Here is a 24713-nt window from a genome sequence, read left to right as displayed (position 1 = left end):
CCCGAAACATGGACTCCTCCATTGCCGCCATCCTGACCCTGGATGGCCTGACCAACGGCATCGTCTATGGCTTGATCGCCATTGCCCTGGTGCTGGTCTTCACGGTCACCCGCATCCTCTTCATCCCGCAGGGAGAATTCGTCGCCTATGGCGCGCTCACCCTGGCCATGCTGCAACAAGGCCAGCGCCCCGGTCCGCTTTGGCTGCTGCTGGTGCTGGCCGTGTGCGCGGCCGGCATGCAGGCCGCGCAGCTCTTGCGCGCAGGCCAGGCTGCGCTGTTGCCGCGCACCCTGCTGGGCACGCTGGGCGTGCCGCTGGCCATTGCCGCCCTCGTCTGGTGGGCCGCGCCCCAGCAATTCGCGCTGCCGGTGCAGGTGCTGCTGACCCTGCTGCTCATTACCGCCCTCGGACCGCTGATGTACCAGGTGGTCTATGAATCGATGGCCGATGCCAGCGTGCTGCAACTGCTGATCGTCTCGGTCGGCATCCACCTGGCCATGACCGGACTGGGGCTGGTGTTCTTCGGGGCCGAAGGCTTCCGTACCCCGGCCTTCTGGGATGAACGCTGGAACCTGGCAGCGCTCACCTTGAGTGCCCAGACCGTGGTGGTGGTGGTGGCCGCTGCCGCGCTGCTGGTGGCACTGTGGCTGTTCTCCGGGCGCACGCTGTATGGCAAGGCGCTGCGCGCCACGGCGGTCAATCGCCTGGGCGCACGGCTGATGGGAATCTCCACGACGCTGGCGGGCAAGTTGTCGTTTGCCGTCGCGGCGTTTATCGGTGCTCTGTCGGGCGTATTGATCGGTCCGATGAGCACCATTTTTTATGACTCGTGTTTCCTGATCGGTTTGAAGGGTTTCGTCGCCGCCACCATCGGTGCGCTGGCGAGCTTCCCGGCGGCCGCAGGGGGCGCGCTGCTGGTGGGCCTGCTGGAGTCCTTCAGCTCCTTCTGGGCCAGTGACTTCAAGGAGGTGATCGTGTTCCTGGCGCTGTTGCCGATCCTGCTGTGGCGCTCGCTGGTCACGCCCGCGCATGACGAGGACGAGGAATGATGATGAACAAACGACTCCCTCTCTATGCGCTGCTGGTCGTGCTGGCGCTGTTCCCGATCCTGCCCACGCCGCAGTTCTGGGTGATCCAGGCCAACTACATCGGCCTGTATGCGCTGGTGGCCATCGGCCTGGTGCTGCTGACCGGCATCGGCGGCATGACCTCGTTCGGGCAGGCGGCCTTCGTCGGCATGGGTGCCTACACCACCTCGTATCTGACCACCGTGCATGGCGTGTCCCCTTGGCTGACGCTGCCGATCGGCCTCTTCATCACGGGGATCTCGGCCTATGTGCTGGGCCGCATCACGCTGCGCATGTCCGGCCACTACCTGCCGCTGGCCACCATCGCCTGGGGCATCAGCCTGTACTTCCTGTTCGGCAAGGTGGACTTCCTCGGCAAGTATGACGGCATCTCCGGCATCCCCGCGCTGCAACTGGCGGGGTTGGACCTGGCCAAGGAACGCCACCTGTATTACCTGATCTGGGCCATCGTGCTGGCCGCCGCATGGGTCTCGCTGAACCTGCTGGATTCGCGCGCGGGACGCGCCATCCGCGCCCTCAAGGGCGGACGTTCGATGGCCGAGGCCATGGGCGTGGATACGGGGCGCTACAAGATCCTCATCTTCGTCTTTGCCGCGCTGCTGGCCTCGGTGTCGGGATGGCTCTTTGCGCACATGCAGCGCACCGTCAATCCCTCACCCTTCAGCCTGGCGATGGGCATCGAATATCTCTTCATCGTGGTGGTCGGCGGCATTGCTCATATCTGGGGTGCGCTGCTGGGCGCGGGGGTATTGAAACTGCTGTCGGACCAGTTGCAGGTGCTGCTGCCAGCACTGCTGGGCGATGGCGGCAGTTATGAAAGCATCGTCTTCGGCCTGATCCTGATCCTGTTGCTCAAATACGCACGCGGCGGCCTGTGGCCATGGGTACGCGCGCTGTGGCTGCGTGCCTTCCCGGCCGTCCCGGCACCGCTGCGCGTGGCGACCGCCGCGCCGATGGACAAGCGCAACGGTCCGGCGCGTGGTGCACCGCTGCTGGAAGTGGACCAGATCAACAAGCGCTTCGGCGGACTGGTGGCGGTCAATGACGTGTCCTTCAAGGTCAAGGCCGGTGAGATCGTTGGCCTGATCGGTCCCAATGGCGCGGGCAAGTCCACCACCTTCAATCTGGTCACGGGCCTGCTGCATGCCAGCGGCGGACGCGTCAGCTTCAACGGCCGCGACATCGCCGGACTGCCGGCGCGCGCCATCGCACGGCTGGGCATTGCCCGCACCTTCCAGCACGTGCGCCTGCTGCCGGGCATGACGGTGCTGGAGAACGTGGCCCTGGGCGCGCACATGCGCAGCCGGCAAAGCTTCCTCAGCAATACGGTCAATGCCATGCTGCATCTGGAACGCGCCGAAGAGCAGGCGCTGCTCGATGAAGCCGCGCGCGCCCTGCATCGCGTCGGCCTGCAGCACCTCATGCATGAGCAGGCGGGCAACCTGGCGCTGGGCCAGCAACGCATCCTGGAGATCGCCCGCGCCCTGTGCTGTGATCCGCTGCTGCTGTTGCTCGATGAACCGGCCGCAGGCCTGCGCCATCTGGAAAAGCAGGCGCTCTCCAAAGTGCTGCAGGAGTTGCGCGCCGATGGCATGAGCATCCTGCTGGTGGAACATGACATGGAATTCGTCATGGAACTGACCGACCACATCGTGGTGATGGAATTCGGCACCAAGATTGCCGAAGGCACACCGCAAGAGATCCAGCGGCATCCCGCCGTGATCGAAGCCTACCTGGGTGGAATCGAATGAGTGAACTGGTCCTCGACGTTGCGCAACTGCGCGCAAGCTATGGCAAGGTGCAGGCGCTGCACGACATCAACCTGAAGCTGGAACGCGGCAGCATCGCCACCGTGATCGGCCCCAATGGCGCGGGCAAGTCCACGCTGCTCAACGCCATCATGGGTGTGCTGCCGGCGCAGGGCACGGTGCGTTATCAAGGCAAGCCGGTGGAACGCTGGAGCCTCGAACAACGCGTGATGGCAGGCATCGCCCTGGTACCGGAGCGGCGCGAACTGTTCTCTACCATGAGCGTGGAAGACAACCTGCTGCTGGGGGGATTTCGCCGTCTGCGCTTGCGCCAGGCACAGCCGCTGGATCAGCTGGCGACCGTCTTCGAGCTGTTCCCGCGCTTGAAGGAACGCCGCGCCCAGCAGGCTGGTACGCTCTCGGGCGGCGAGCGCCAGATGCTGGCCATCGGCCGCGCCATGATGGCCAAGCCGGAACTGCTGATGCTGGATGAACCCAGCCTCGGCCTGGCACCGCGCATCGTCAAGGAAATCCTGCATATCGTTTCCGAACTGCGCACGGCCGGCATCTCGGTGCTGCTGGTGGAACAGAATGCGCGCGCGGCCTTGCAGACGGCCGACTATGGCTACGTGCTGGAACTGGGCAAGGTCACCATGCAGGGCGAGTCCGCGAAACTGGCGGGCGATCCGCAGGTGATCCAGGCCTACCTGGGATTTGGCAAGAAGGCAGAAGCCGAGGTGGTGGCGGCTTCCTGAAGCTTGACGTTTTCTGCACCACGGTATGCATAAAAGACATGATGGCCATATCTGCTTGAATTGAACCGTTCGGACTGAGTAGGCCCGCAGGGCCGTATCGAAGACACACCGCTGCCCAAAGGGTGCCACGCCTTCGATACGCGGCGTTGCCGCTACTCAGTCCGAACGGGGATCTGATGTCTTTCAAAACAATGACGATACAGAGGAGACGAACATGAAAAAGATTTTCCTGCTGCTGGCGGCCCTGACGCTGTCCTTCCAGGCGCATGCGGCCAGTGACGCCGACAACACCACGCTGGTGCCGCCGCAACCGAAGCTGGCCTTCCTGGCGCGCTTCTCGGTGGATCTGGTGGCGCCGATCTGGGAACTGGGGAAGACTTCCGACCTGGGCCGCCGCCGCATCATCCCCATCACCGGCGGCAGTTTCAAGGGACCGCTCATCAATGGCGAGATCCTCAACAACGGTGCCGACTGGCAGACCGTCACCGCCGATGGCCTGGCCATCATCGATACCCGCTACCTGCTCAAGCTCGATGACGGCGAGCTGGTCTACCTGCAAACCCGTGGCGTGCGCTACGGTCCGCCGGAAGTGATGGCCGAGGTCGCCAAGGGCAAGCCGGTCGATCCTTCGCGCTATACCTTCCGCCTGTTCATGAACTTCGAGACCGCCTCCAAGAAGTACGACTGGCTCAACCGCGCCATGGGCGTGGGCTACGCCATGCGCCTGGGCAATGCGGTGGTGTATGACGCCTACCTGCTCAATTGAGATGGACGGAGCCGATGACGATGCACTACACGCCCCCGCTGCGCGACTTCGCCTTCGTCCTCGATGAAGTGCTGCAGGCCCCGCAGGTCTTGCGGGCCTTGCCTGCGCACGCCGAGATCGATGGCGAACTGATGATGCAGGTACTGGAAGAAGCCGGACGCTTCGCCGCTGAGGTGGTCGCGCCCTTGAACGGTATCGGCGATCGCGAGGGTTGCCGTCTCGAAAATGGAACGGTCACAACGCCCCCCGGATTCGAGCGCGCCTATGCGCAATTCTGCGCGGGCGGCTGGCCGGCCCTAGCCTGTGCGCCCGAGCACGGCGGCCAGGGCTTGCCGCATGTGCTGGACTGCGCGCTCCATGAAATGCTGAGCGCGGCCAATCATGGCTGGACCATGTATCCCGGCTTGCTGCACGGGGCCTATGCCTGCCTGGCGGCGCACGGCTCGCCTGAGCTGCAGGCGCGCTATCTGGAAAAGATCGCCAGCGGCCAATGGCTGGCCACCATGTGCCTGACGGAAGCGCAGGCCGGCAGCGACCTGGGGCAGTTGCGCACACGCGCCGTGCCGCAGGAGGACGGCAGCTATCGCCTCAGCGGCGACAAGATTTTCATCTCAGGGGGCGAACACGACCTGACGCCCAACATCATTCACCTGGTACTGGCCCGATTGCCGGATGCGCTGCCGGGCAGCAAGGGGCTGTCGCTGTTCCTGGCGCCGCGCGTGCTGGACGATGGCAGCCGCAATGGCGTGCACTGCACCGGCATCGAACACAAGATGGGCATTCATGGCAGCGCCACGTGCAGTCTGCATTTCGAGCAGGCGCAGGCGTGGCTGGTAGGTGAAGCGGGACGCGGACTGGCGGCGATGTTCGTGATGATGAATGCGGCGCGCCTGCATGTGGGCGCGCAGGGGCTGGGGCTGGCTGAAGCGGCCTGGCAGCGCGCCAGCGCTTATGCGCGCGAACGTCGCCAGTCGCGCGCACCGGGCTCATCCGGCAACGACCTGATCGTGCGCCATCCTGCCGTGCAGAAGCTGTTGATGGAACAGCGCTGCCGCATCGAGGGGGCGCGGCTGCTGACTTGCTGGGCCGGGCTCTTGCTGGATCTGGCCGAGCATGATGCCGATGCGGCCCAGCGCCGCCGTCATCATGAACGGCTGGAATTCATCACGCCGGTCATCAAGGCCTTCCTCACCGACCAGGGATTCCAGTGCGCCAGCCGTGCGCTGCAGGTCTTCGGCGGACACGGCTATGTGGTCGAGACCGGCATCGAACAATTCATGCGCGATGCCCGCATCACCATGATCTATGAGGGGACCAACGAAATACAGGCGATCGACTTCCTGATGCGCAAGGTGCTGGGCGATGAAGGGAGGCGGCTGGATGATTTCCTCACGCTGGTGCGTGCGGACATCGAGGAGGGAACCCTGCTTGGCGATCAGGCCCGATTGCTGGCAAATGCTGTGGATAAATTAAAAGGATTCGCCCGGCGCATCGCCACGGCGGCGGTGCAATCACCCTCACTGCCCTACTACGTGGCCGATGAAATGCTGCGCCTCACCGGCCATGTGGCGCTGGGCTGGATGTGGCTGCGCGCCGGCCGCCGGGCGCTCTCGGCCATGGCCTCGGACGCGGCCTGGTACGGCGGCAAGCGGGATGCCGCGTGCTATCATTTCGCCTTTGTGTTTGCGGAAGTCCACCAGTTGTCCAGCGTGATCGAAGGCTGCCTGGCGACCGGGCTGCCGCCCCTTCCTACCGACCTGGACCACCATGCTGCCCAAGAAGCCGGCTGATTTCGATTCCGACGACGATGCAGCGCCAAGCGCGCCGCTGGACCAGCAACTGCTGCTGAGCCTGGTCGGCTACAACTGCCGCCGTGCCTACATCACCATCATGCCCTTGTTCGAAAAACGGATGGCGAAGTTCGAATTGCGGCCAGTGGATTTCACGGTGCTGAGCCTGCTGAAGGCCAATCCCAACATCAACCAGAAGCGCCTGTCCAAGGCGATCAACGTCTCCCCGCCCAACCTGGCGACCTTGCTGGACAAGCTGGAGCAGCGCGGCCTGGTAGTACGCCAGCGCAATCCGCAGGATCGCCGTTCACAGGTGCTGGCGCTCACGCCAGCGGGCATGCGCATGTGCACCAAGGCCGAACAGACCGCCATCGAGCTGGAGCTCAAAGCCACCGAGATGCTTTCGGACGGCGAACGCGCTCAGCTCATCGGCTTGTTGCAGAAGATGTTCCTGCCGCAGTAAGCGGCATTTCTGATTCCATTCTCAACGCAGGAACACCAGCTCGGCGTAGCTGGGGTTGGCGTGCGCGCGCTGGTATTGCTTGAGGTCTTCGATGACCTGGGCGCGGGTCAGGCCTTGATGTTGCTGCTGATCGGCAGCGGCGGTGCGCGTTTGCTGCGCCGGAATGCTGATGGTCGAGGCGGGCTCGGCCTTGGCCGGTTCGGCGGCATAGGCTGCCTGTGCCGAGATGGCGGCTACGGCCAGTGTGGCGGCCAGGACGCGTTGGCGTGTGAAGATCTTGTTCATGTTCTGCTCCCTGGAATGCAAGCGGATGCTGCACGATGCGTATCGCTTATGGATGCTTCATTCCCATGCAGACATTCTATTGTTTCCATTCCGATGGAAAAACCGGTGATCCGGCAATGCTCTGTTGCGGCCGCTGAAAGAATGCTTTCAGGCATCTTGCCGATTTGCCAGCACTGGTATGACAAATGATGAGTTGCACGGCTTTTACCCGCCTCCATCGGGCTTTCCCCGCGACCAGCCACCCTCAGAATTGGTAAATCTTATAAATAATTTTCAGGGAACAGGCATGAAAATCGGTACCCGTCTTGGTGGCTCCTTCCTGCTGGTCACGTTGCTGGCTTGCTTACTCATTACGGCGTCTCTGCTCACGCTGACCCGGATCGGCCAGCACTGGGGTGATTTTTCCGGCACGGTGCTGACCAAGCAGGACTACGCCACCCAGGGCTACATCAAGCTGGGCGAGGGCGTACAGAACTTCAAGAACTACGTGGTGCGCGGCAAGGACTATGACAAGCACTTCCTGGCGGATATGGATGCCATTGCCCGCCTCATGAGCGACTACCGCAAGCTGGGCGTGGACAACCCCAAGGAAGAAGAGCTGCTGCAGAAGATCAGCACGGGCGAACGCAATTACCGTGAAGCCGTGGCCAAGGCGCAGGGGATGAAGGCGGCCGGGGCCTCGGTCAACGAGATCGATGCGTCCATCAGTGGTGCAGACAAGGTTCTGGGAGCAGGTTTCGCGGGCCTGCTGGCGATTGCGCGCGAGAACGCCAATGGCACTGGCCAGGAAATCTCCGGCGCCATCCGCAACGGCGAAGTGGTCGAGTTGGGCGTAGGCGCGGTGGTGGTGGTGCTGGCCGCGCTGCTGGCGCTGCTCGCCACCCGCTCGATTACGCGCCCCATCGGCGAAGCGGTGAGCATCGCCAAGACGGTGGCGGCAGGCGACCTGGGCAGCCGCATCGAGGTCACGCGCAAGGATGAGACCGGCGAGCTGCTGCAGGCCTTGAAGGACATGAACAGCAGCCTGCAGCGCGTGGTCGGCGGCGTGCGCACCGGCAGCGATACCATCGTGACGGCCTCGACCCAGATCGCTGGCGGCAACCTCGACCTGTCGGCGCGCACGGAACAACAGGCCAGTTCGCTGGAAGAGACGGCGGCAGCGATGGAACAGATCACCTCCACCGTGCGCCGCAATGCCGATCATGCGCGCCAGGCCAATGCGATGGCGGGCTCGGTGTCGGAAGTGGCCTCGCGCAGCGGGCTGGTGGTATCGGACGTGGTGAGCACCATGGAAGAGATCCAGGCTTCTGCTCGCGAGATTGCGGACATCATCAGCGTGATCGACGGCATCGCCTTCCAGACCAATATCCTCGCGCTCAATGCGGCGGTGGAAGCGGCGCGTGCCGGCGAGCAGGGGCGCGGCTTTGCGGTGGTAGCGTCGGAAGTGCGCAGCCTGGCCCAGCGTTCGGCGACGGCGGCCAAGGAGATCAAGGATCTGATCGGCAACTCGGTGGAGAAAGTGGAAGCGGGCAGCCAGCTGGTCAGGAATGCCGGCGCGACCATCGAGGAACTGGTGGTGAGCGTGCGCAGCGTGACGCAGATCATGAGCGAGATCTCGGCCGCCAGCGGCGAACAGGAAGCCGGGATCGAACAGGTCAACCAGGCCATTGCCCAGATGGATACGGTGACGCAGCAGAATGCGGCGCTGGTGGAAGAAGCCGCGGCGGCCACCGAGGCGCTCAAGGAACAGGCGCGCAGGCTGGCGGAGTCGGTGAGCGTGTTTCGGTTGGGGGTGGGGAGGATGGCTTGAAGGGAGAAAGATGCACCGTGCAACTATCGATGGTGACCTGGCACGGGTTCGCTTTCAGGCGCTTGAAGGAAATCAATCCGACCTCCGCGCTGCTCAATCCATGATGCTGTGCCACATCGCGCCCAGCTCCTCATACTTCTTCATGACGTGGCGCTGGGCGGCGTCATAGATACGCTGTGCCTCGTCAGCTTCGCGCTTGATCTCGGCCATGGTTTTCTTTTTCAATGCGCTGGCCTGGTCTCTTGCCGCCTCGGCAGCAGCCTGCAATTTCTTCCTGGCCGCTTCAGCCTGTTCCTGGATCTCCCGCTTGGCCGCTTGCGCCTTATCCTCAACCTCGCGTTTGGCACGCGCGGCGGCATCCTCGACGGCATGGTAACCGCTGACAATGCGATCGCGGGCGCGATCATAGGTACGGACGGTGTAATCCTTGATGTCACGCGCGTCTTCAGCCATGTCCGCAGCACGCTCCCCCACCTTGCGCTCGACCAGTTCCCCGATCTTGCGCGTGGCTGAGTCGCCCTCGCCCTGCAGAAACACCTGACGGAAGCGGGCATAGCCACCGGTGATGAAAATCGGTTCGTGCTTGCCCGCCACCCGGAAGCCGGCGCGGGAATCATGGATATAGTCATCGAAGAGCGTTACCGACGCGGCCGGCGGCACCGGGCCTGCGCACATGATGTCGTAGAATTTTTTCTCTTCCGCAGTCAGGCGCTCCTTGGCCGCATCCGTCAGGACGCCCGCCAGCGGCGAAACACGGCGCACATACTTCCGGGCCATCTGCCCCATGCGCTGATCCAGATCCAGATTGCCACGCTCACGCCAGTCACGGATCATTTTCCCGAGTTCGACATCGGCCTCCAGCAGATCCTTCTTGTCGGAGGTCCCGGCATCCCGATAGAAGCGCTTGCTCACCAGCAAGCCGCCCTTCCCCTCATGCAGAGATCCTCTCCACCGAAGATACTGACGGGTATGGGCCTGCGTAAATTCGCGAATGCTGCCGGCCTTGATGCCGTTACCTGCCAGCCAGTCGTTGTAGGCCTTGACCAGGCGCGCATCGGTGGCGAAGCCCCGGGCGCTGGCAGGATCTTTGGCCAGCTCGGTCAGTGTCAGCAAAGGCACGCCGCCTTTGAGTGCGGCAAAGTGCATGTCAATGAGGGGAATCTGCGAAAGCTGTGGTGACAAGCCCCAGTCAGGCATGGATTTGCCCTGCTCTCCCGGCAGATAGCCGCCACCCACGTCAGAGTGCATGCCGGGATAGCCGACATTCTTCCACCCTGTGGAGGACTCCAGCGGAAAACTGGCGCGTTGTTCGTGCAGCGCCACGAAATGCGCGCACTCTTCAACCGCAGGCAGAATGGATTGCGTATTGTGCGCCCAGGCCATGTGGCCGAAGGTGATCGGCGTTACATCTCCGATGCCGACCGAGGCGACCGTATCGAAGATACCGAGGAAACCGATGCGAATTGGCACACCGGCGATTTCGAAGGCGCCGCCGGAAGGCGTGAAGAGTTCGTGCAGCCAATGCGTGAACGCACGAGCCTCAGCCGCTCCTCGGGAAAAGCCGAATACCGAAACGTTGATCTGCACGATCTTGCGCTGGCTGGATTTGACCGCGGCCGCCAGCTTGTCGATGATCTGCTTGTAGATGTCGGCGCGGCGCATCTGCTCCGGTGCGTTCAGCAGATAGCCGGGGATATTCCACTGTCCGACTTTCATGTCCGCCGTCGCTGCATAGGCGTTGCCACCCGCCAGCATGGAAGAACTCATGAAGTTGACGAGTTCGCGTCGTTGCCCGTTACCGCTGAAGAGACCGCTTCCTGTCAGATAGTTGTGGATTGCATCAAGCAGATAAGTGATGCCCCAATTGATACGGTCAGCGCCCATGAAGCCAAATGCGTTCCCGCCGATATCCGTTCCCAACTTGCTGGCATCGCCGATCTCTGCAAACGGGGTTCCGACGCCTTGCATGTAGATCTTGTAAAAGCCGTTGCTGGTATCACCGATGTAAGCGTCATAGAGGCGCGCGACATTGCTGTGCTTGTTGCGCTCTCGCTGCGTCTTGGTCTGCTTGTCTTCGACCCACTTGTCGTTATTGCCGGTGCCATCGAAGAACAAACCGACGAATACCTGTCCCTTGCACGCGGTGCTACCTGGCGCACGCAAGCAGGCCAGCGCCTTGGCACGCTGCGAAGCCTCCCTGGCGGAGAATTTGCGTTTGCCATCCGATGGCACGGCCTTTCCTGTGTACAGCATGCTCATGATCAGTTTCCTTGGACTAGCTGGTCGCGGGCTTCATTTGGGCCTCTTCGCCCTTGAGGGGATAGTCGGGATGCCATGGGGCCAAATTCGTCACGAAGACCTTGACCTGCCCGCTCCGAAGAAAATGCACCGCAAAGTGACCGGCATTCTCCGGTGTGTATTGCGGGACCGGCACAGTCCAGGACGGCTCCTGCTTTTCTCCGGCACTGTTGTAAGTGCGGACATGGATGGTGGCCATGAGACCCGGCTTCCAGTCGTGCGGCACACTGATGCAGCAAACTGCACCGCCACCTGATCCGGCAGCAATATAACCGCCACCAGAACGCATCCCGGGGATGACGGTGACATCAAAGTCTTCAATTCCGTGAGCGGTATGGTTGTAGGCCTGCATATCCATCGCCTCTGTGCGTTCCGGCGGCTCTCCGCATCCATTGAGAAGAAGCAGCAGAGCAAGGAACATGGGGCGTACAAAAGAGCCCAGGGGCATTCTGAAAAGATATTTCATTTAAATTATTTATCAATATCCAAGTAATTCACGGATCATGCGAAAGACGTTCGCAGTCAATCTTCATCGAGCCCGCGCATCCGCAGCGTTCTCCCACAACGGCTGCCCGCTATCGTACACACGTTGCGGAAGCCCGATGAGAGCATCGCTGAATGCATCCGAGGAAGCCGGCGGATGCGCCATCACCTGCTTGAACTCGGGCTGTTCGAGACCCTTGCCCGAGGTGTACAAGGCCAGCAGCACGTAGGCGGTCTGGCGATCGATATCCTTCAGACCTGCAGAAACCGCACGCTTCTGGTATTGCGCGACGAAGCGTTCCAGTTTTTTCGGTTCCACCAATGCCGTTTCATCGGGAATGACGAACTTAAGATGGGCCACCAGGGCCTTCAGATCGTCATTGGTCTGGGCATGCGCGCGCGGGCAGGACATGGCAAGCAGGAACACCATTCCCAGTACCAGTGCCCACTGCGGAAAAACAATCCGCTTCTGCCAGTGCTCATGCGACATGCTCATTCTCCCAAAGAGGTGGCCCCGCTTCCCAAACTTCCTCAGGCATGGCCTGCAAGGCATCGAAATAGCCTGTCAGGGAAGCAGGCGGATTCTGCATCAAAGCCTTCACGGCCGGATGCTCAACGCCAGCGCCGCTGGTGTAGAGCGCCAGCAATACGTACTGCGTCTGCCGATCGATATCATCCAGGCCAGCTTCACGCGCACGCTGCTGATAGGCGGCGACGAATTCCACCAGCGTGCGCGGCGGCAATGCATTCGTCTCATCAGGGATCACGAAACGCAAATGCGTGAGCAGGGCATCGAGATCTCCGGCATCCACCAGCAGACCGAACTGACGGTCATCCAGCGTCACCAGCGGTGCGTCCAACGGCAAAGCCCGGCTGGGCGGCTGCACCTGCTCGCTCTGATAGAGCGTCCGGGCTTCGCCGAAACGGTCCACGAAAGCCAGGCTGAGCATGCCGCCGGTAAAGAGCGCCAGTTGATCTTTGGTCAACGCCTGTATCCAGATCGGCAGGATACGCGTGTCATACCAGCGCATCATCATGGCCTGTCCATCGCTCAGGCCCGCGTGATGGAAGTTGCGCAGATGCGCTGCAAAGTCATGCAGGCCAAGCGTACTTTCATACCAGCTCAGGCAGGGTGCGGCAAAGCCCAGCTGCGAAACCCAGCGCACAAGCACAAGCGCGCGCTGCTCATCCAGTCCGGAGAGGGGAAGCAGCAGAGGCGCAATCTCAGGCAGGGCTTCTTCGCGCTTGCCCTCGAACAGCGAGGCATAAGGGACGTGCATGGACTGCAGCTTGAGATGGCTCGCCTCGGCCTGCGCCGTATCGAGCAGAAGGAAGGCATGGCGGCCGCGTTCACGACATGCCTGCGCCCACTGCAACAGCGCCAGCGGATCGTCATGCACATCACTCATACCATCACTCCCGGTGCGCCTTGTTTCATTGCATTGAGGATGCAGTCCTTGCAAACGCTATTGGGCATGGCCGGCATCGGTACCTCCTGCCGCACCGGCCCCTGGAACAGCTTCTGCGCAGCATGAATGGTGAGCTTCCCCGGACACTGCACGGTAATATTGCCGCCCTCGATCGTGATGTTGGCCCCACCCGCCGTAGACAGGGTAATTTTCTTGGCCGCCGCCCAATCCACACTGGCATTGGCACTCACCACGCTCACCTGATCACGCGCCTGTAGCGCCAGCGTATCGGCTTGTGCCTGCACATCAATATTCTTTTGCGCGGCAGTCATCTGCAAACCCTGCCCGCCCTCGCCCGCCGCAACGGCCCCGGCCAGCACACCCAAGGCCTGTCCGCTGCGCAGGCGCAATTGATTGCCACTGACATGCTGGCTGTCCTGCCCTGAAAGCAGGCTCACCGTCTCGCCATTGGCCAGTTGCAGATGCTGGCCCGCGACCACGCCCATGCCGTCCTTCGCGGCGATGCCGATCAGCGCCGAGGTGCTCTGCGGGACCTTGCCCTCGCCCGCCTGCGTGTTAACGGCGGCCACATCCTCGCCGCTCTTGTCTGGCGCGCCATCGACCATGCCGGCGGCCGCCGTGCGAATGGCTTCGAGGGGTGCAGCACCGTCATTGATGACGCTGGCATTGGCCTGCGCCGGGCCGACATGGCTGGCCATGGCGACGGTCTTGTGGGTCACCGCCGCTTCATTGAAGGTCTTGCCCAGCAACGTGGCCTGCTTCAGCAGGGCCATGCCGCCGGCATTGTCGCCCGCCGGATCGCGGCTGGCCGCAGCATGTTCGATCCGGTAGCTGGAAAACAGGATGCCGCTGCCCGCACGTAGTGCGCCATACGCATCGGTGCGCAGTTCCGCTCCCGTACCACGGAAGCTGCCGCGATAGTTGTCCGCCGCGTGGATCAGGTGACCGAGATTGAGTTCGGACGCCGCCTGCGAGGTCTTGAGCTGGATGCGGCCCTGGGCATCGGTATCGTCGAACAGCAACTGGTTGTAGCCGGCGCCGCCAAATTCCTTGGAACGGATGCCCCATTGCGCAGCGGCATTGCGATGGCCTTCGCCATCCTGACTGCCACCGTGCCAGGTCGGCGCATTGCCGCCGGCCAGATTGCCCTGGCCACTGGGAGAAAGATCACTGGCACTGGTGAAGACCTTGTTGCGCTCCTGCTCGCCACCCTGCGCGGCTTCGCCTGCGGGCGTGGGTGCGGCAGAACCTTCACCCTGGCCGTTGTAGAGCGCGCCCAGAATGACCGGCCGATCGATGTCGTCTTCCAGAAACTGCACCAGTACCTCCTGTCCGATACGCGGCAGGAACTGCATGCCATTGCCGCCACCGGCCGAGCGCTGCGCCACGCGCACCCAGCAGGTCGCGGCGGCATCGTTGTTGCGGCCCTGCCAGTGGAAACGGATGCGAACCCGGCCCAGGCGGTCGCAATGGATTTCATCGGCACCGTTGGCGGTGCTCTCGCCGTTGGGTCCGACCACGATGGCACTCTGGCTGCCTCGCGCGGTGGCACCCGCGTGACGATACAGGCCGGTGCCATCCGCCAGCACCGGACGCCACACCACGTCGGCACGGATCGCCTCGAAGGCATTGGCATAGCCGAGCTTGCGGGCCTGGGCGATCACGGCATCGAGATCGGCACGCTCACTCACGGCCACTGAATCAGGCTGGAAACTGCCCTGGACGGTTTGTTGCAGGGACTGGCATGCCGCCAGGCATTCTTCCAGCAGCGGCGGCAGCGGGCCGAACAATTCGGCCAGCCCTTCCTGTGCATCCTTGGGTAAATTATTTACGCCTGCACTCACCACCGACAATACGGCGTATTCAGGTGCTTTGCCGGCCGCTGCAGACAAGCCCAGCGGCCCCTGCGTCAGCGTGAAGCGGGTGCCGGGACGCAGCGTGCGCACCGTGCTGCGGGCCTGCCACAATTTGTTGCGGGCCTCGCTGGCTTCCAGGTGCAACTGGGCGTAGCGATCCGCTTCCGCGGCATTGCGATAGGCATACAGACCAGGGCTGTCATAGCTCTCCAGGCGCGGTGTATCCTGGTGGCCGAACGCATGGCGGGTCGGCATGCTGGTGGCGACCGCCTGCTTGCTCTTGTCATCGTAGGAGAGCAAGGTGAAGGACGCCGGTTGCAAGGCGCGGCGCGCGGCCAGTGCCTGGATGCTGTCCTGCTCCTCGCGTGCGCCGCCGGCGTGGAAACGGATACCCTGCCCGCCAAGGCCGGCAGCACTGCTGGCGTCTTCAGGGAAAGCGGTATTGCGTGACGAATCCGCAAACAGCACCAGACGATGGCCGGCGCTGGCCTCGCCGGATTCTTCGACACGCCAAGACACCCCCTCGGCCGCCAGCACGCGGCTCACGAAGTCGAGATCGCTCTCACGGTACTGCACCGTGTAGCTGCGCGGCGGCAGGTCCTGCAGGAAGGGCATCACGTCGTCCGACCAATGCCAGTCGGCATGCGGGGTATAAGCAGCGAAGACATCCTCGATGATCTCGACAACACTCTTGTCCTGCCACACGCGGCTGTTGCGTGATTGGCTGAGAAGCCAGATCCACGGCACCAGCCGCAGCCGGTAACGGGCAAACCCGCCCTCACTGCCGAGCTTGGCGGCTTCGTTCACCAGCCCCGAGAAACTGGCGCTGGAGCCATCCGAGAGGCTCACCTGCAAGCTGGCGCGCTGACCGATCAGGGTGTTGAGCGACAGTCCGGCATTCAGGCTCAGGACGATCACCTCGCGTACCCCGACGGCGTGCAAGCCTTCCGAGGCGGCGAAGGCCTCCACCAGCAGGTCGCCGGCAGCGACGCCCTCTCCCAGGGAGAGGCGGTAGAGACGGGTCGCGCTGGTGAATTGCACCAGCTGGTTCAGCAGCTCAGACATCGGTCACCGGTTGGTCAGAATAAGGAACACGTTTCAGATCGGGAGGGGCCACACTGCGCAACGCAAGCTGAGCCCGGTTCAGTTATCGGCCTGCGGCACTTTGCAGGCGGGATCACTATCCCAACGGCCCGAACAGATGCGCCAGCGGCAGAATTCACCTTCCACGAAGCCCAGCGCATGGCAGCGCTGCAGCAGCGAGGCGGTGCTTTCGCCATTTTTGCGCTCCACCACGTCGACGTTGCGGGCTTCCTTGGACTTGGTGTTGTTGGCGTGCGCCTGGGCGGACTTCTGCGAACTGCCATCTGCACTGGTGCCATTGCCAGCGTTGGCGGCAGTGCCGCCATTGTTGCTGCCATTGGCGTTGCGCTTCTTCTCGACCTCGCCGGAGCGGGCGACCAGCGCCTTGATCAGATCGACATCACTGTCGTTGCGGTTCTCTGCCTTGGCCGGCTTCTTCTTTTTGTCCTCGTGCTGGGCGGCCGGCTTGGCGGGCTTGTCGGATTTCTCGGGCTTGGCTTCCAGCGCGTTCTTCAGCGTCGCCGGCGGTGGCTTGACGCCATCCTCCAGGGCCGAAGTCAACTGGTCCGGTCCACGCGCTGCGGTTGCGGAAGATGACGCCGCCTCGGGCGCGGGGGCGTTGGTGTCATTGATGACCGCGGTATCGGCGGGTGCCGCAGCCGGTGCGGCGGCGGCACCGGTGGCGGGCTCCGCAACGGCACCCGGTGCCGGGGTGGTGGTCGGCGCGGCAGAAGCCAGAGGCGGCACCGGCGGTGCCGCCGCAGCCTCCACGGGGGTGCTCGCGGCGTCATGGCTGTTCATGCGCAGGGCAGCCAGTGTGACGCCACCTGCCAGCAGCAACAGCAGCAGCACGATCAACAGCACACGGCGCGGCTTGCGCGCTTCACCGCTGGTGCTGCTGCGGGCTTTGGTCTTTCCATCCGAAATCGAATTGAGTATGCGAACTTCATCCGCAGACGAAGTGTCGGATGCAGGCATCAAGCTCGGTCTTCTGGATGCAGGTTTCTCTTGGTTCGGAGGCTGCAAGGCCGTACTCCTGTGTTGTGCAACTTGAAACAAGTTGTTTGATTTTTATTAATTTTTCGTTTCCTGCCAGTCGCTCTCGGTCTCGCTGACGCGCCGGCTCAATTCCAGAAACGTGTCGGCGTCCGCACCGCAGTGCCACCCAGCGCCGGCCAGAATAAAAAGGGGATTCGTCGTGCTGTTCCTTCTCATCGCCGCCTATCTGCTGGTCACCGGCTTCGCCATGTGGCTGCTGCTGTTTCCATCCGGCAGAGTGCTGACATTACGCTTCCTGAACGCCCGGTTTGCCGGCCTGCGATCCCGCTGGGAACGCTGGAACAGAAGAGGCGATGAGGTGATTGCAGGGACCACATCCAGCGTCCGGAGTTCCCTGACAGCGAGTGTCGACTACGTGCGCAATAATTACGTAATTGTGTCAACGATTGCTGTCTTGCTGATTGGTCCAGCCATCGTTGCATTTCTATTAAGCGGCAAATCGATGCTGCAGGGTTTTGACGACACCCAGCGCGTAACCAATTCTCAAATCGCGGAACTTTTAAAAGGTGAGCAACTCGTACCACCGCCGCCCTTGCCGCCGGACATGTTTACCACTGCTGAGGTGATCCAGGTCCGTCCGATGCTGGTCAACGCCAGCCGCAACTGGCAACTGCTCAATCCTGAATACGCCCAACGCCTGCTCCTGGTCTTCAAGATCATGAAGGAAAAGCATGGTTACGAGATGGCACTCATCGAGGGTTATCGCAGTCCGGAGCGCCAGACCATGCTGGCGGGGATGGGCAGCAACGTCACCAATGCAGCCGCGTTCCAGAGTTATCACCAGTACGGCCTGGCCGGCGACTGCGCCTTTGTGCGCAATGGCAAGCTGGTGATCAGCGAAAAGGATCCATGGGCTATGGAAGGCTATCGCCTCTATGGCGAGGTCGCCGAGTCGGTGGGTCTGACCTGGGGCGGCCGCTGGAAGCTGATGGATTTCGGCCACACCGAATACCGCATGCCGGGCGTGATGAAGAAATAGAGCTGGACGCGGCCCTGTACGTCGCCGTCCGACGAAAGACAGATCGTAGAAATACAAGGGGATACACCATGAGCAAGCCGATCATCGTCCTTGGAGACAAGACCTCGCACGGTGGCAGCGTCATCGAAGGTTCCGGCCAGACCCTGGTCGGCAACAAGCTGGTGGCGCGCATCGGCGACAAGGTCAGTTGTCCCCGCCATGGCACCACCACCATCGTCAGCGGCGATCCCACCATGGTGGTGGATGGCGCACCGGTGGCGCGCGACGGCGACAAGACCGCGTGCGGCGCAGTGCTCATTGCCGGCCAGGCCACCACGACACTCTGAGCGACACCACCCATCACGACAGGGGCAGGGCTTACTACAACAAAAAGAATCCGGAAAGCGAACGCTGATGAGCACATGGATAAAGCGGGGTCTGTTGACCGTCGCAGTCTTCTTGGTCACCTGGGTGATGTTCATCACCTATTGGTCCGGTGCCAACCACATGCCGGATGGCGGTGACGTCATTCTCTATCTGCTGGTGCTGCCGGCCGTCTTCCTGTTGCTGGTATGGAGCATTGCCAAGGGCAGAAGCGCCATGGCCGCAGCCGCTGCTGCCAAGGCCGCCGCTGCAGCCGCCGCACCGCCCCCGGCAGCAGCCGTGACCGAACCCGGCCATTCCCCCGAACGCAAATGGACCCTGGCCATCGTGGCCACCGCCCTGCGCTCGCCCTTCGGCGCCGATGCCGCCGACCTGCTCGAACAGATCAAGTCGCAATCGCTGCGCCTGCCCCTGGATGGCGAATTGGTGAACGATCAGGGCATGCCCATACTCGCCGGGCGCATTTCCGATGTTCAAGGTGAAGAAACACGCGAAATCTACCAGGCCTGGCAGCAGCAGCGTTTCCCCGAGCAGGCGCTGACACCACAGGACAATGCACACTGGCGCAGCCTGGCGCTGGCCGCAGACATCGCCCGCGAGCTGGGCGATCGGCTGCAGTGGCATCCCCTGCTGGAAGAATATCAAGACGCGCCGCGCCATCGTCAGGAGGAAGTCGGCTTGCCGCATCTGCATCTGCTGGTGCTGCTGCCCCCCACCTGGAGCAGCGAGCAACGCATGCAGGCCGCCCGCTGGCTGGGTGAACAAGTCTGCCAGCAAGGCTGGCCACCGGAAAAGCTCAACGTCCTGCCGGCCGCCGCCGGTGAAAATGCGCATCCCCTGCTGCACCTGGACCGGCTGGTGGCGACCAGCCGCGATCCGCGTACGCAACAGCCCTCCCCTTACCTCGCCTCGTCCTACCTCGCCATGGTCATTGCGGCCCAGTCCAATCTGGATCCGGAGATCGTGCAAGCGTGGCAGCAGGACAAGCAATTGCTGCAAGGCGCACAGAGCATCGGCAAATCCCCGGCAGAAGCTGCAGCCGGACTGATCCTGGCCGATACCACCCAAGCACTGGCCATGGGTACTGCTGATCCGGTACTGCTGCACCGGGCCAGCCTGGGCCGTCACGAACAGTCCGTCGACCAGGCACGCCGCGTACCGGGCGACCTGCTGATCCATCTGGCGCAGGGCGCGCTGCGCGATGCGGCGATCGTGCCCGATCAACTCGCCCTGCTGGTCAGCGATGGCGATTACCGAGCCAGCCGCACCGATGAAATCATGAAGCTGGGTTACGCCGTGCTGCCCGAACTCGACCTCGGCAGCCAGTGCGTGAAGCTGGGTGCCAGCTGCGGTTCGGCCGGCCTGGCCACGGCGCTGTCGGCACTGGTGCTGGCGCACGCCGCCACCGACGACAGCGATCAGCCCAGCCTGTGCGTCTGCAACGAGGACGCCCATCAGCGCGCCGTAGTCGCCCTCAGCCGTGCACCCGCGATTGCGGCGGCACCGGCCCCCGTTTCCGATTCAGCTGCATCCACCGCAACCCCGGCATCTCCCGTCACTGCTTCAGCGACCGTATAACAAGAACTCCACACCAAAGCGCTCACATCATGCAACGACTCTGGCACATCCTCAGCGACACGCGCGTCCTCATCCTCCTCGGCTTCGCCGCCCTGGCGGCCTTCCTCTTCATCGGTGCCGACCAGCTCGAAGTGGCCCTGATCTGGGCGGCAGCCCTGCTCGGCCTGCTGTTGCTGGTCTGGCTGGGTTTCTGGCTCTACAAGCGCTGGAAAGTCCGGCGCGCCGCCGGCAAGCTGGAAAACGTGCTGGAACAGCAAGCCTCGCAAGCCGCCCCCGCCAGCAGCGACGGTGCGCGGCGTGACGACGTGAATGCACTGCGCCAGCGCATGCTGGACGCGATCAACACCATCAAGACGTCCAAGCTGGGACAGAAATCCGGTGCCGCCGCACTGTATGAATTGCCCTGGTACATGGTCATCGGCAACCCGGCGGCCGGCAAGAGTACCGCCATCGCCAACTCCGGCCTGCAGTTCCCCTTTGCGGACAAGGGCGGCAAGATCGTCCATGGGGTGGGGGGTACACGCAATTGTGACTGGTTCTTCACCACCGACGGTATCCTGCTCGATACCGCGGGCCGTTACTCGGTGTACGAAGAAGACCGAAATGAATGGTTCAGCTTCCTCGGCCTGCTCAAGCGCTATCGCAAGCAGGCACCCATCAACGGCATCATCATCGCGGTGAGCATCGCAGAGCTGACCGGCAACCGTCCGGAATTCGCCATCAACCTGGCCAAGAACCTGCGCCAGCGCGTGCAGGAGCTGACCGAGAAGCTGGAAGTGTTTGCGCCGGTCTATGTGGTCTTCACCAAGGCCGACCTGATCACCGGCTTCAACGAATTCTTCCTCGACACCGAACGCGGCGAACGCGACCGCGTCTGGGGCGCGACGCTCGCCTATGACCGCAAGCGCAGCGGACAGGAGGTCAGCAGCTTCTTTGACGAGCGCTTCGACGAGCTCTATGCCGGCCTCAAGGAAATGAGCCTGGCCAACATGTCCGTCAAGCGCGGCGAAAACCTGGCACCGGGCGTACTGACCTTCCCGCTGGAGTTCTCGTCCATCAAGGGTGTACTGCGTTCCTTCGTGACCACGCTGTTCGAGGAGAATCCCTTCCAGTTCAAGCCGGTCTTCCGCGGCTTTTACTTCACCAGCGCGCTGCAGGAAGGCGCGACCGTCAGCGCCTCTTCGCAACGCATCGCCGATCGCTTCGGCCTGACGCTGGAACACAAGCCGCAGCGCGAGATCTTCTCCCAGCACGGTTTCTTCCTGCACAACCTGTTCAAGCAGGTGATCTTCGCGGACAAGCAGCTGGTGGCGCAGTACACCAGCCGCAACAAGATCCGCATGCGCTACGTCACCTTCTTCGCGGCGGTAACCGTATTGGGGGCATTGCTGGGCGGCTGGAGCTGGTCCTACATGGGCAATCGCCAGCTGGTGGCCAATGTGCAGGCGGACATGGACAAGGCCGTCAAGCTGCAGGAAAAGCGCCTGGACCTGCAATCGCGCTTCGAAGCGCTGGAGATCCTGCAGGATCGCATCGAGCAGCTGGATCGCTATCGTTCCAGCCGCCCGATCTCGGTGGGCCTGGGGCTGTACCAGGGCGATCTGCTGGAGCGCAAGCTGCGTGAGGAATACTTTGCCGGCATCAAGGAAATCATGTTGAAGCCGGTGTCCTCCAACATCGAAACCTACCTGATGGAAGTCAACGCCAATTCCGGCAAACTGGAACCGATGGCCAAGCCGCCACAAGCCGGAGGCGTGACGACGGTGGCCGACAATGCGGCCCAGGCGGCCAACGCCCTGCGCACCTACAAGGACAGCTCGGCCACCAGTGTGGAAGATGCCTACAACGCGCTCAAGACCTACCTGATGCTGTCTGACAAGTCGCGTGCCGAATCCAGCCATCTGAGCGACCAGATCACCCGCTTCTGGCGCGGCTGGCTGGAGACCAACCGCGGCACCATGCCGCGCGAGCAGATGATCCGCAGCGCTGAACGCCTGATCAGCTTCTCGCTGGAGCAGATCAATGATCCGTCCTGGCCGACCGTGGAAAGCAAGCTGACCCTGGTCGACCAGACCCGCGAAAACCTGCGCCGCGTGGTGCGTGGCATGCCGGCGCGTGAACGCGTGTATGCCGATGTGAAGGCACGCGCCGCCACCCGCTTCGCTTCCATGACCGTGGCCCGCATCGTCGGCGACAAGGACAAGGAACTGGTCATGGGCAGCTACGCCATCCCCGGCACCTTCACCCGCGATGCATGGGAGAAGTTCGTACAGGATGCCTTCAAGGAAGCCGCCAACAAGGAATTGCAGAGCGCCGACTGGGTGCTCAAGACCTCCACCAAGGATGATCTGACGCTGGAAGGCAGCCCCGAGCAGATCCAGAAGGCGCTGGTGTCGCAGTACAAGACCGAATATGCACGCGAGTGGCAGAAATTCCTGCAGGGCGTGAGCATCGTCGAACTGCGCAACCTGGACGACGCCACCAATGCCATGAACCGTCTGGGCGACCCGCTGACCTCGCCGCTCAACAAGGTGATCAACACCGTCTACGACGAAACCTCGTGGGACAACCCGTCCCTGGTCGATGCCGGTCTGGCCAACGCCAGCAAGGGCTTCATGGGCTGGTTCAAGGAAACCATCCTGCGCCGCTCGCCGGCCCCGGTACCGACCCAGCTCAATACCGACGGCAGCACCGCCATCCCGATGGGACCGGTGGGGCGCGAATTCGCCGGCGTGGCACGCCTGGTGGTGAGCAAGGACAAGGGCAATTCGCTCATGCGCGGCTACATGGAGAATCTCTCCAAGCTGCGTACCCGCCTGAACACCATCAAGAACCAGGGCGACACCGGCCCCGGAGCCAAGCAGCTGATGCAGCAGACGCTGGAGGGCAACGGCTCGGAACTGTCGGATTCGCTCAAGTTCGTCGATGAAGAAATGCTGCCCGGCCTGAACGACCAGCAGAAGACCACGCTGCGCCCGTTGCTGGTCCGTCCGCTGGTGCAGGGCTTCAATGCACTGGTGCGTCCGACCGAAGGCGAAGTCAACAAGATCTGGCGTGCTCAGGTGTACGAACCGTTCCAGAACAACCTGGCCGCCAAGTATCCGTTCTCGCCCAATTCCAAGATCGAAGCCAACAGCGGCGAGATAGGAACCGTGTTTGGCGAGAACGGTGCGATCTCCAAGTTCGTGACCACGGCCATGGGTCCGCTGGTGGTGCGCCGGGGCGACACGCTGTCGCCGCGCAAGTGGGCCGACATGGGCATCACCCTGTCGCCGGCCATCACCACCAGCTTCGCCGACTGGATCAGCGCTCCTGGCGGTGCTGGTGCGGGCGGCGGTGCTGCAGAAGCGCAGACGGTGTTCCAGATCCAGCCCCAGCCGGCACCGGGCGCGCTGGAATACACCATCGAGATCGATGGCCAGCAACTGCGCTACCGCAACACCCAGGCGCAGTGGACCAACTTCGTGTGGCCCAATCCGCAAGGCGCTCCGGGTGCCAAGGTGACGGCCGTGACCTATGACGGCCGCACCGTGGAAGTGGCCAACCAGCCGGGACGCTTCGGCCTGGAACGCCTGATCAACACGGCCCAGCGCAAGCGCAAGGACAACGGTGCCTTCGAGCTGTCGTGGACCAATGACGGCGTGACGGTGGTGGTGAACCTCAAGATCATCAGCAGCGCAGAAGTCTCCGGCAACAGCAACGGTGCCGCCCGCGGCACGGCCGCTCTGCGTGGCCTGAAGCTGCCGGAAACCATCGCTGGCGGCGCACCGGAAGCGCCGACGCCTGCCCCGGCGCAGGTCCCGACGCCAGCGCCGGCCACTGCGCCCGCTGGCGCTCCGGCAGCGCAAGTGCAATCGCAAACTCAATCCATGACTACAGGGGCTAAGCAATGAGTGCAACCGGCACCCCCATCAAGATCGGCTATTTCGGCAAGATTCCGGCGCGCGGGGATTTCATCAAGGCCACTGACAACGCCGCCCTGATCACGCTGCTGGACAACTGGCTGGCGCAGACCATGGAGCTGCTGTCGCGCGATGCGCGCTGGAAAATCATCTACGACGGCGTCAAGCCCCTGCACTTCGTGGTCATGGGACCACGCAGCCGGCGTGCCGTGGCGGGCCACCTGCGTGCCAGCGGCGACCAGTCGCAGCGCCGCTTCCCGTTCATCTCGATGAGCGCCTTCGATATCGAGGATCCGGTCGCTTTCGTAAGCAACAGTCCGCTGATCCTCTCGCGTCTCTGGTCGCGGCTGGAATCGCTCACGCAAGGCGTGCTGACGGCACCCGATCCGGCCCAGCCGCTGCAGACCCTGGCGTCGACAACGCTGGAACTGGACATCAACAGCGCCGGCTACACAGCGGCCTTTGCCGACTTCCTGGATCTGCAGACCACGGGCTCGCTGCAACAGATGCTGGCCGAAGCCGGCTTCACCGGCAATCTGCGCCAGTTGTTGCTGGCGCTGGGACTGCTGCTGCAGCCGGTCATGGCCAGCACCTCCAGCCGCCTGGACAAGAACCTGATCCTGCCGCTGCCGCGCGACCCGATGTATCGCAGCCTGGTGGCCAGTTTCTGGATGCACCTGATCACGCCCTTCCTCACCCGGGCCGATTTCGAGCTGGCGCTGTTCCTGACGCGGCTGGATGATCAGCCGGCCATGTTCCTCGGCTTTTCGGGCGCTTCGCCGCGCACCTTGCATTCGGTGATGGACATCCAGGCCGGTGCCGAGCACAACATCCCCTTCGACGATGCCGACTGGGTGGAAGAACATGTGGGCAGCGACTACGGCATCCAGAAACTGTCCAGCTACCTGGCCCATCCCGACCTCTCGCTGACCTCGGCCCTGGCCTCATTCCGCGAAGCTTTCATCGGAGCCTGAATC

At 62.9% G+C, this 24713-nt stretch carries 19 protein-coding genes; 12 read left to right on the top strand and 7 right to left on the bottom strand.

The genetic code is table 11. The features are described from left to right. Positions 1-8: 8 nt before the first annotated feature. The 6 genes from ACWHXP_RS24890 (at position 9) to ACWHXP_RS24865 (ending at position 6610) form a co-directional block, all read left to right on the top strand. Entirely contained in the window at positions 9-1049 is a 1041-nt protein-coding gene (locus ACWHXP_RS24890) for a branched-chain amino acid ABC transporter permease (RefSeq protein ID WP_489634798.1), read from the top strand. Continuing rightward, entirely contained in the window at positions 1046-2839 is a 1794-nt protein-coding gene (locus ACWHXP_RS24885; protein WP_489634799.1) for a branched-chain amino acid ABC transporter ATP-binding protein/permease, read from the top strand. The genes ACWHXP_RS24890 and ACWHXP_RS24885 overlap by 4 nt, the downstream gene beginning before the upstream one ends. After that, positions 2836-3591 (top strand): ABC transporter ATP-binding protein, encoded by a 756-nt coding sequence (locus ACWHXP_RS24880; protein WP_121045751.1) that lies wholly within the window; start codon positions 2836-2838, stop codon positions 3589-3591. Before ACWHXP_RS24885 ends, ACWHXP_RS24880 begins: the two co-directional genes overlap by 4 nt. Positions 3592-3805: 214 nt before the next feature. After that, positions 3806-4357, top strand: coding sequence for a DUF3237 domain-containing protein (locus tag ACWHXP_RS24875; RefSeq protein ID WP_252696393.1), 552 nt, complete (start codon positions 3806-3808; stop codon positions 4355-4357). A 14-nt stretch (positions 4358-4371) separates the two neighbouring features. After that, entirely contained in the window at positions 4372-6147 is a 1776-nt protein-coding gene (locus ACWHXP_RS24870; protein WP_489634800.1) for an acyl-CoA dehydrogenase family protein, read from the top strand. Further along, entirely contained in the window at positions 6125-6610 is a 486-nt protein-coding gene (locus tag ACWHXP_RS24865; RefSeq protein WP_034334628.1) for a MarR family winged helix-turn-helix transcriptional regulator, read from the top strand. Before ACWHXP_RS24870 ends, ACWHXP_RS24865 begins: the two co-directional genes overlap by 23 nt. 21 nt (positions 6611-6631) lie before the next feature. On the opposite strand, the gene ACWHXP_RS24860 is transcribed toward ACWHXP_RS24865, so the two are convergent. Then, positions 6632-6895: a DUF4148 domain-containing protein gene (locus tag ACWHXP_RS24860; protein WP_204727124.1), complete on the bottom strand. Its 264-nt coding sequence runs from the start codon at positions 6893-6895 to the stop codon at positions 6632-6634. A gap of 286 nt (positions 6896-7181) precedes the next feature. Here ACWHXP_RS24860 and ACWHXP_RS24855 point away from each other — a divergent pair, with 286 nt between their 5' ends. Then, a complete protein-coding gene (locus ACWHXP_RS24855; protein ID WP_489634801.1) occupies positions 7182-8705 on the top strand; it encodes a methyl-accepting chemotaxis protein in 1524 nt (507 codons plus the stop codon). A 93-nt stretch (positions 8706-8798) separates the two neighbouring features. Here ACWHXP_RS24855 and ACWHXP_RS24850 read toward each other — a convergent pair whose 3' ends face one another. The 6 genes from ACWHXP_RS24850 to ACWHXP_RS24825 form a co-directional block, all read right to left on the bottom strand. Next, positions 8799-10964 carry a phospholipase effector Tle1 domain-containing protein gene (locus tag ACWHXP_RS24850; RefSeq protein WP_489634802.1) on the bottom strand — a complete coding sequence of 722 codons (2166 nt, stop codon included), beginning with the start codon at positions 10962-10964 and terminating at the stop codon, positions 8799-8801. A gap of 16 nt (positions 10965-10980) precedes the next feature. Further along, on the bottom strand, positions 10981-11469 hold the full coding sequence (locus ACWHXP_RS24845) for a DUF3304 domain-containing protein (RefSeq protein WP_121045745.1): 489 nt from the start codon (positions 11467-11469) through the stop codon (positions 10981-10983). 63 nt (positions 11470-11532) lie between these two features. Further along, the gene (locus tag ACWHXP_RS24840) at positions 11533-11976 is read right to left on the bottom strand and encodes a hypothetical protein (protein ID WP_121045850.1); all 444 of its coding nucleotides are present in this window, start codon (positions 11974-11976) and stop codon (positions 11533-11535) included. After that, on the bottom strand, positions 11966-12895 hold the full coding sequence (locus ACWHXP_RS24835) for a DUF4123 domain-containing protein (protein WP_489635824.1): 930 nt from the start codon (positions 12893-12895) through the stop codon (positions 11966-11968). The genes ACWHXP_RS24840 and ACWHXP_RS24835 overlap by 11 nt, the downstream gene beginning before the upstream one ends. Then, positions 12892-15837, bottom strand: a complete 2946-nt coding sequence (locus tag ACWHXP_RS24830) for a type VI secretion system Vgr family protein (protein WP_489634803.1) — start codon at positions 15835-15837, stop codon at positions 12892-12894. The genes ACWHXP_RS24835 and ACWHXP_RS24830 overlap by 4 nt, the downstream gene beginning before the upstream one ends. 78 nt (positions 15838-15915) lie before the next feature. Then, positions 15916-16833, bottom strand: a complete 918-nt coding sequence (locus ACWHXP_RS24825; RefSeq protein WP_489634804.1) for a hypothetical protein — start codon at positions 16831-16833, stop codon at positions 15916-15918. A 220-nt stretch (positions 16834-17053) separates the two neighbouring features. On the opposite strand from ACWHXP_RS24825, the gene ACWHXP_RS24820 reads away from it, so the two are divergent. From ACWHXP_RS24820 to tagF, 5 genes are all read left to right on the top strand, one after another. Then, complete coding sequence (locus ACWHXP_RS24820) at positions 17054-17893, top strand: M15 family metallopeptidase (protein ID WP_489623835.1); 840 nt, start codon at positions 17054-17056, stop codon at positions 17891-17893. 68 nt (positions 17894-17961) lie between these two features. Continuing rightward, positions 17962-18219 carry a PAAR domain-containing protein gene (locus ACWHXP_RS24815; protein WP_034334647.1) on the top strand — a complete coding sequence of 86 codons (258 nt, stop codon included), beginning with the start codon at positions 17962-17964 and terminating at the stop codon, positions 18217-18219. 67 nt (positions 18220-18286) lie between these two features. Next, positions 18287-19834 (top strand): hypothetical protein, encoded by a 1548-nt coding sequence (locus tag ACWHXP_RS24810; protein ID WP_489634805.1) that lies wholly within the window; start codon positions 18287-18289, stop codon positions 19832-19834. A gap of 29 nt (positions 19835-19863) precedes the next feature. Further along, the gene (gene tssM / locus ACWHXP_RS24805; RefSeq protein ID WP_134223442.1) at positions 19864-23727 is read left to right on the top strand and encodes a type VI secretion system membrane subunit TssM; all 3864 of its coding nucleotides are present in this window, start codon (positions 19864-19866) and stop codon (positions 23725-23727) included. Continuing rightward, on the top strand, positions 23724-24710 hold the full coding sequence (gene tagF / locus ACWHXP_RS24800; RefSeq protein ID WP_034330839.1) for a type VI secretion system-associated protein TagF: 987 nt from the start codon (positions 23724-23726) through the stop codon (positions 24708-24710). The genes tssM and tagF overlap by 4 nt, the downstream gene beginning before the upstream one ends. Positions 24711-24713: the final 3 nt, after the last annotated feature.

The sequence above is a fragment of the Herbaspirillum sp. Her2 genome (assembly GCF_057961375.1).
The sequence above is the reverse complement of the archived record's forward strand: the minus strand, read 5'-3'. Positions and strand labels throughout refer to the sequence as shown.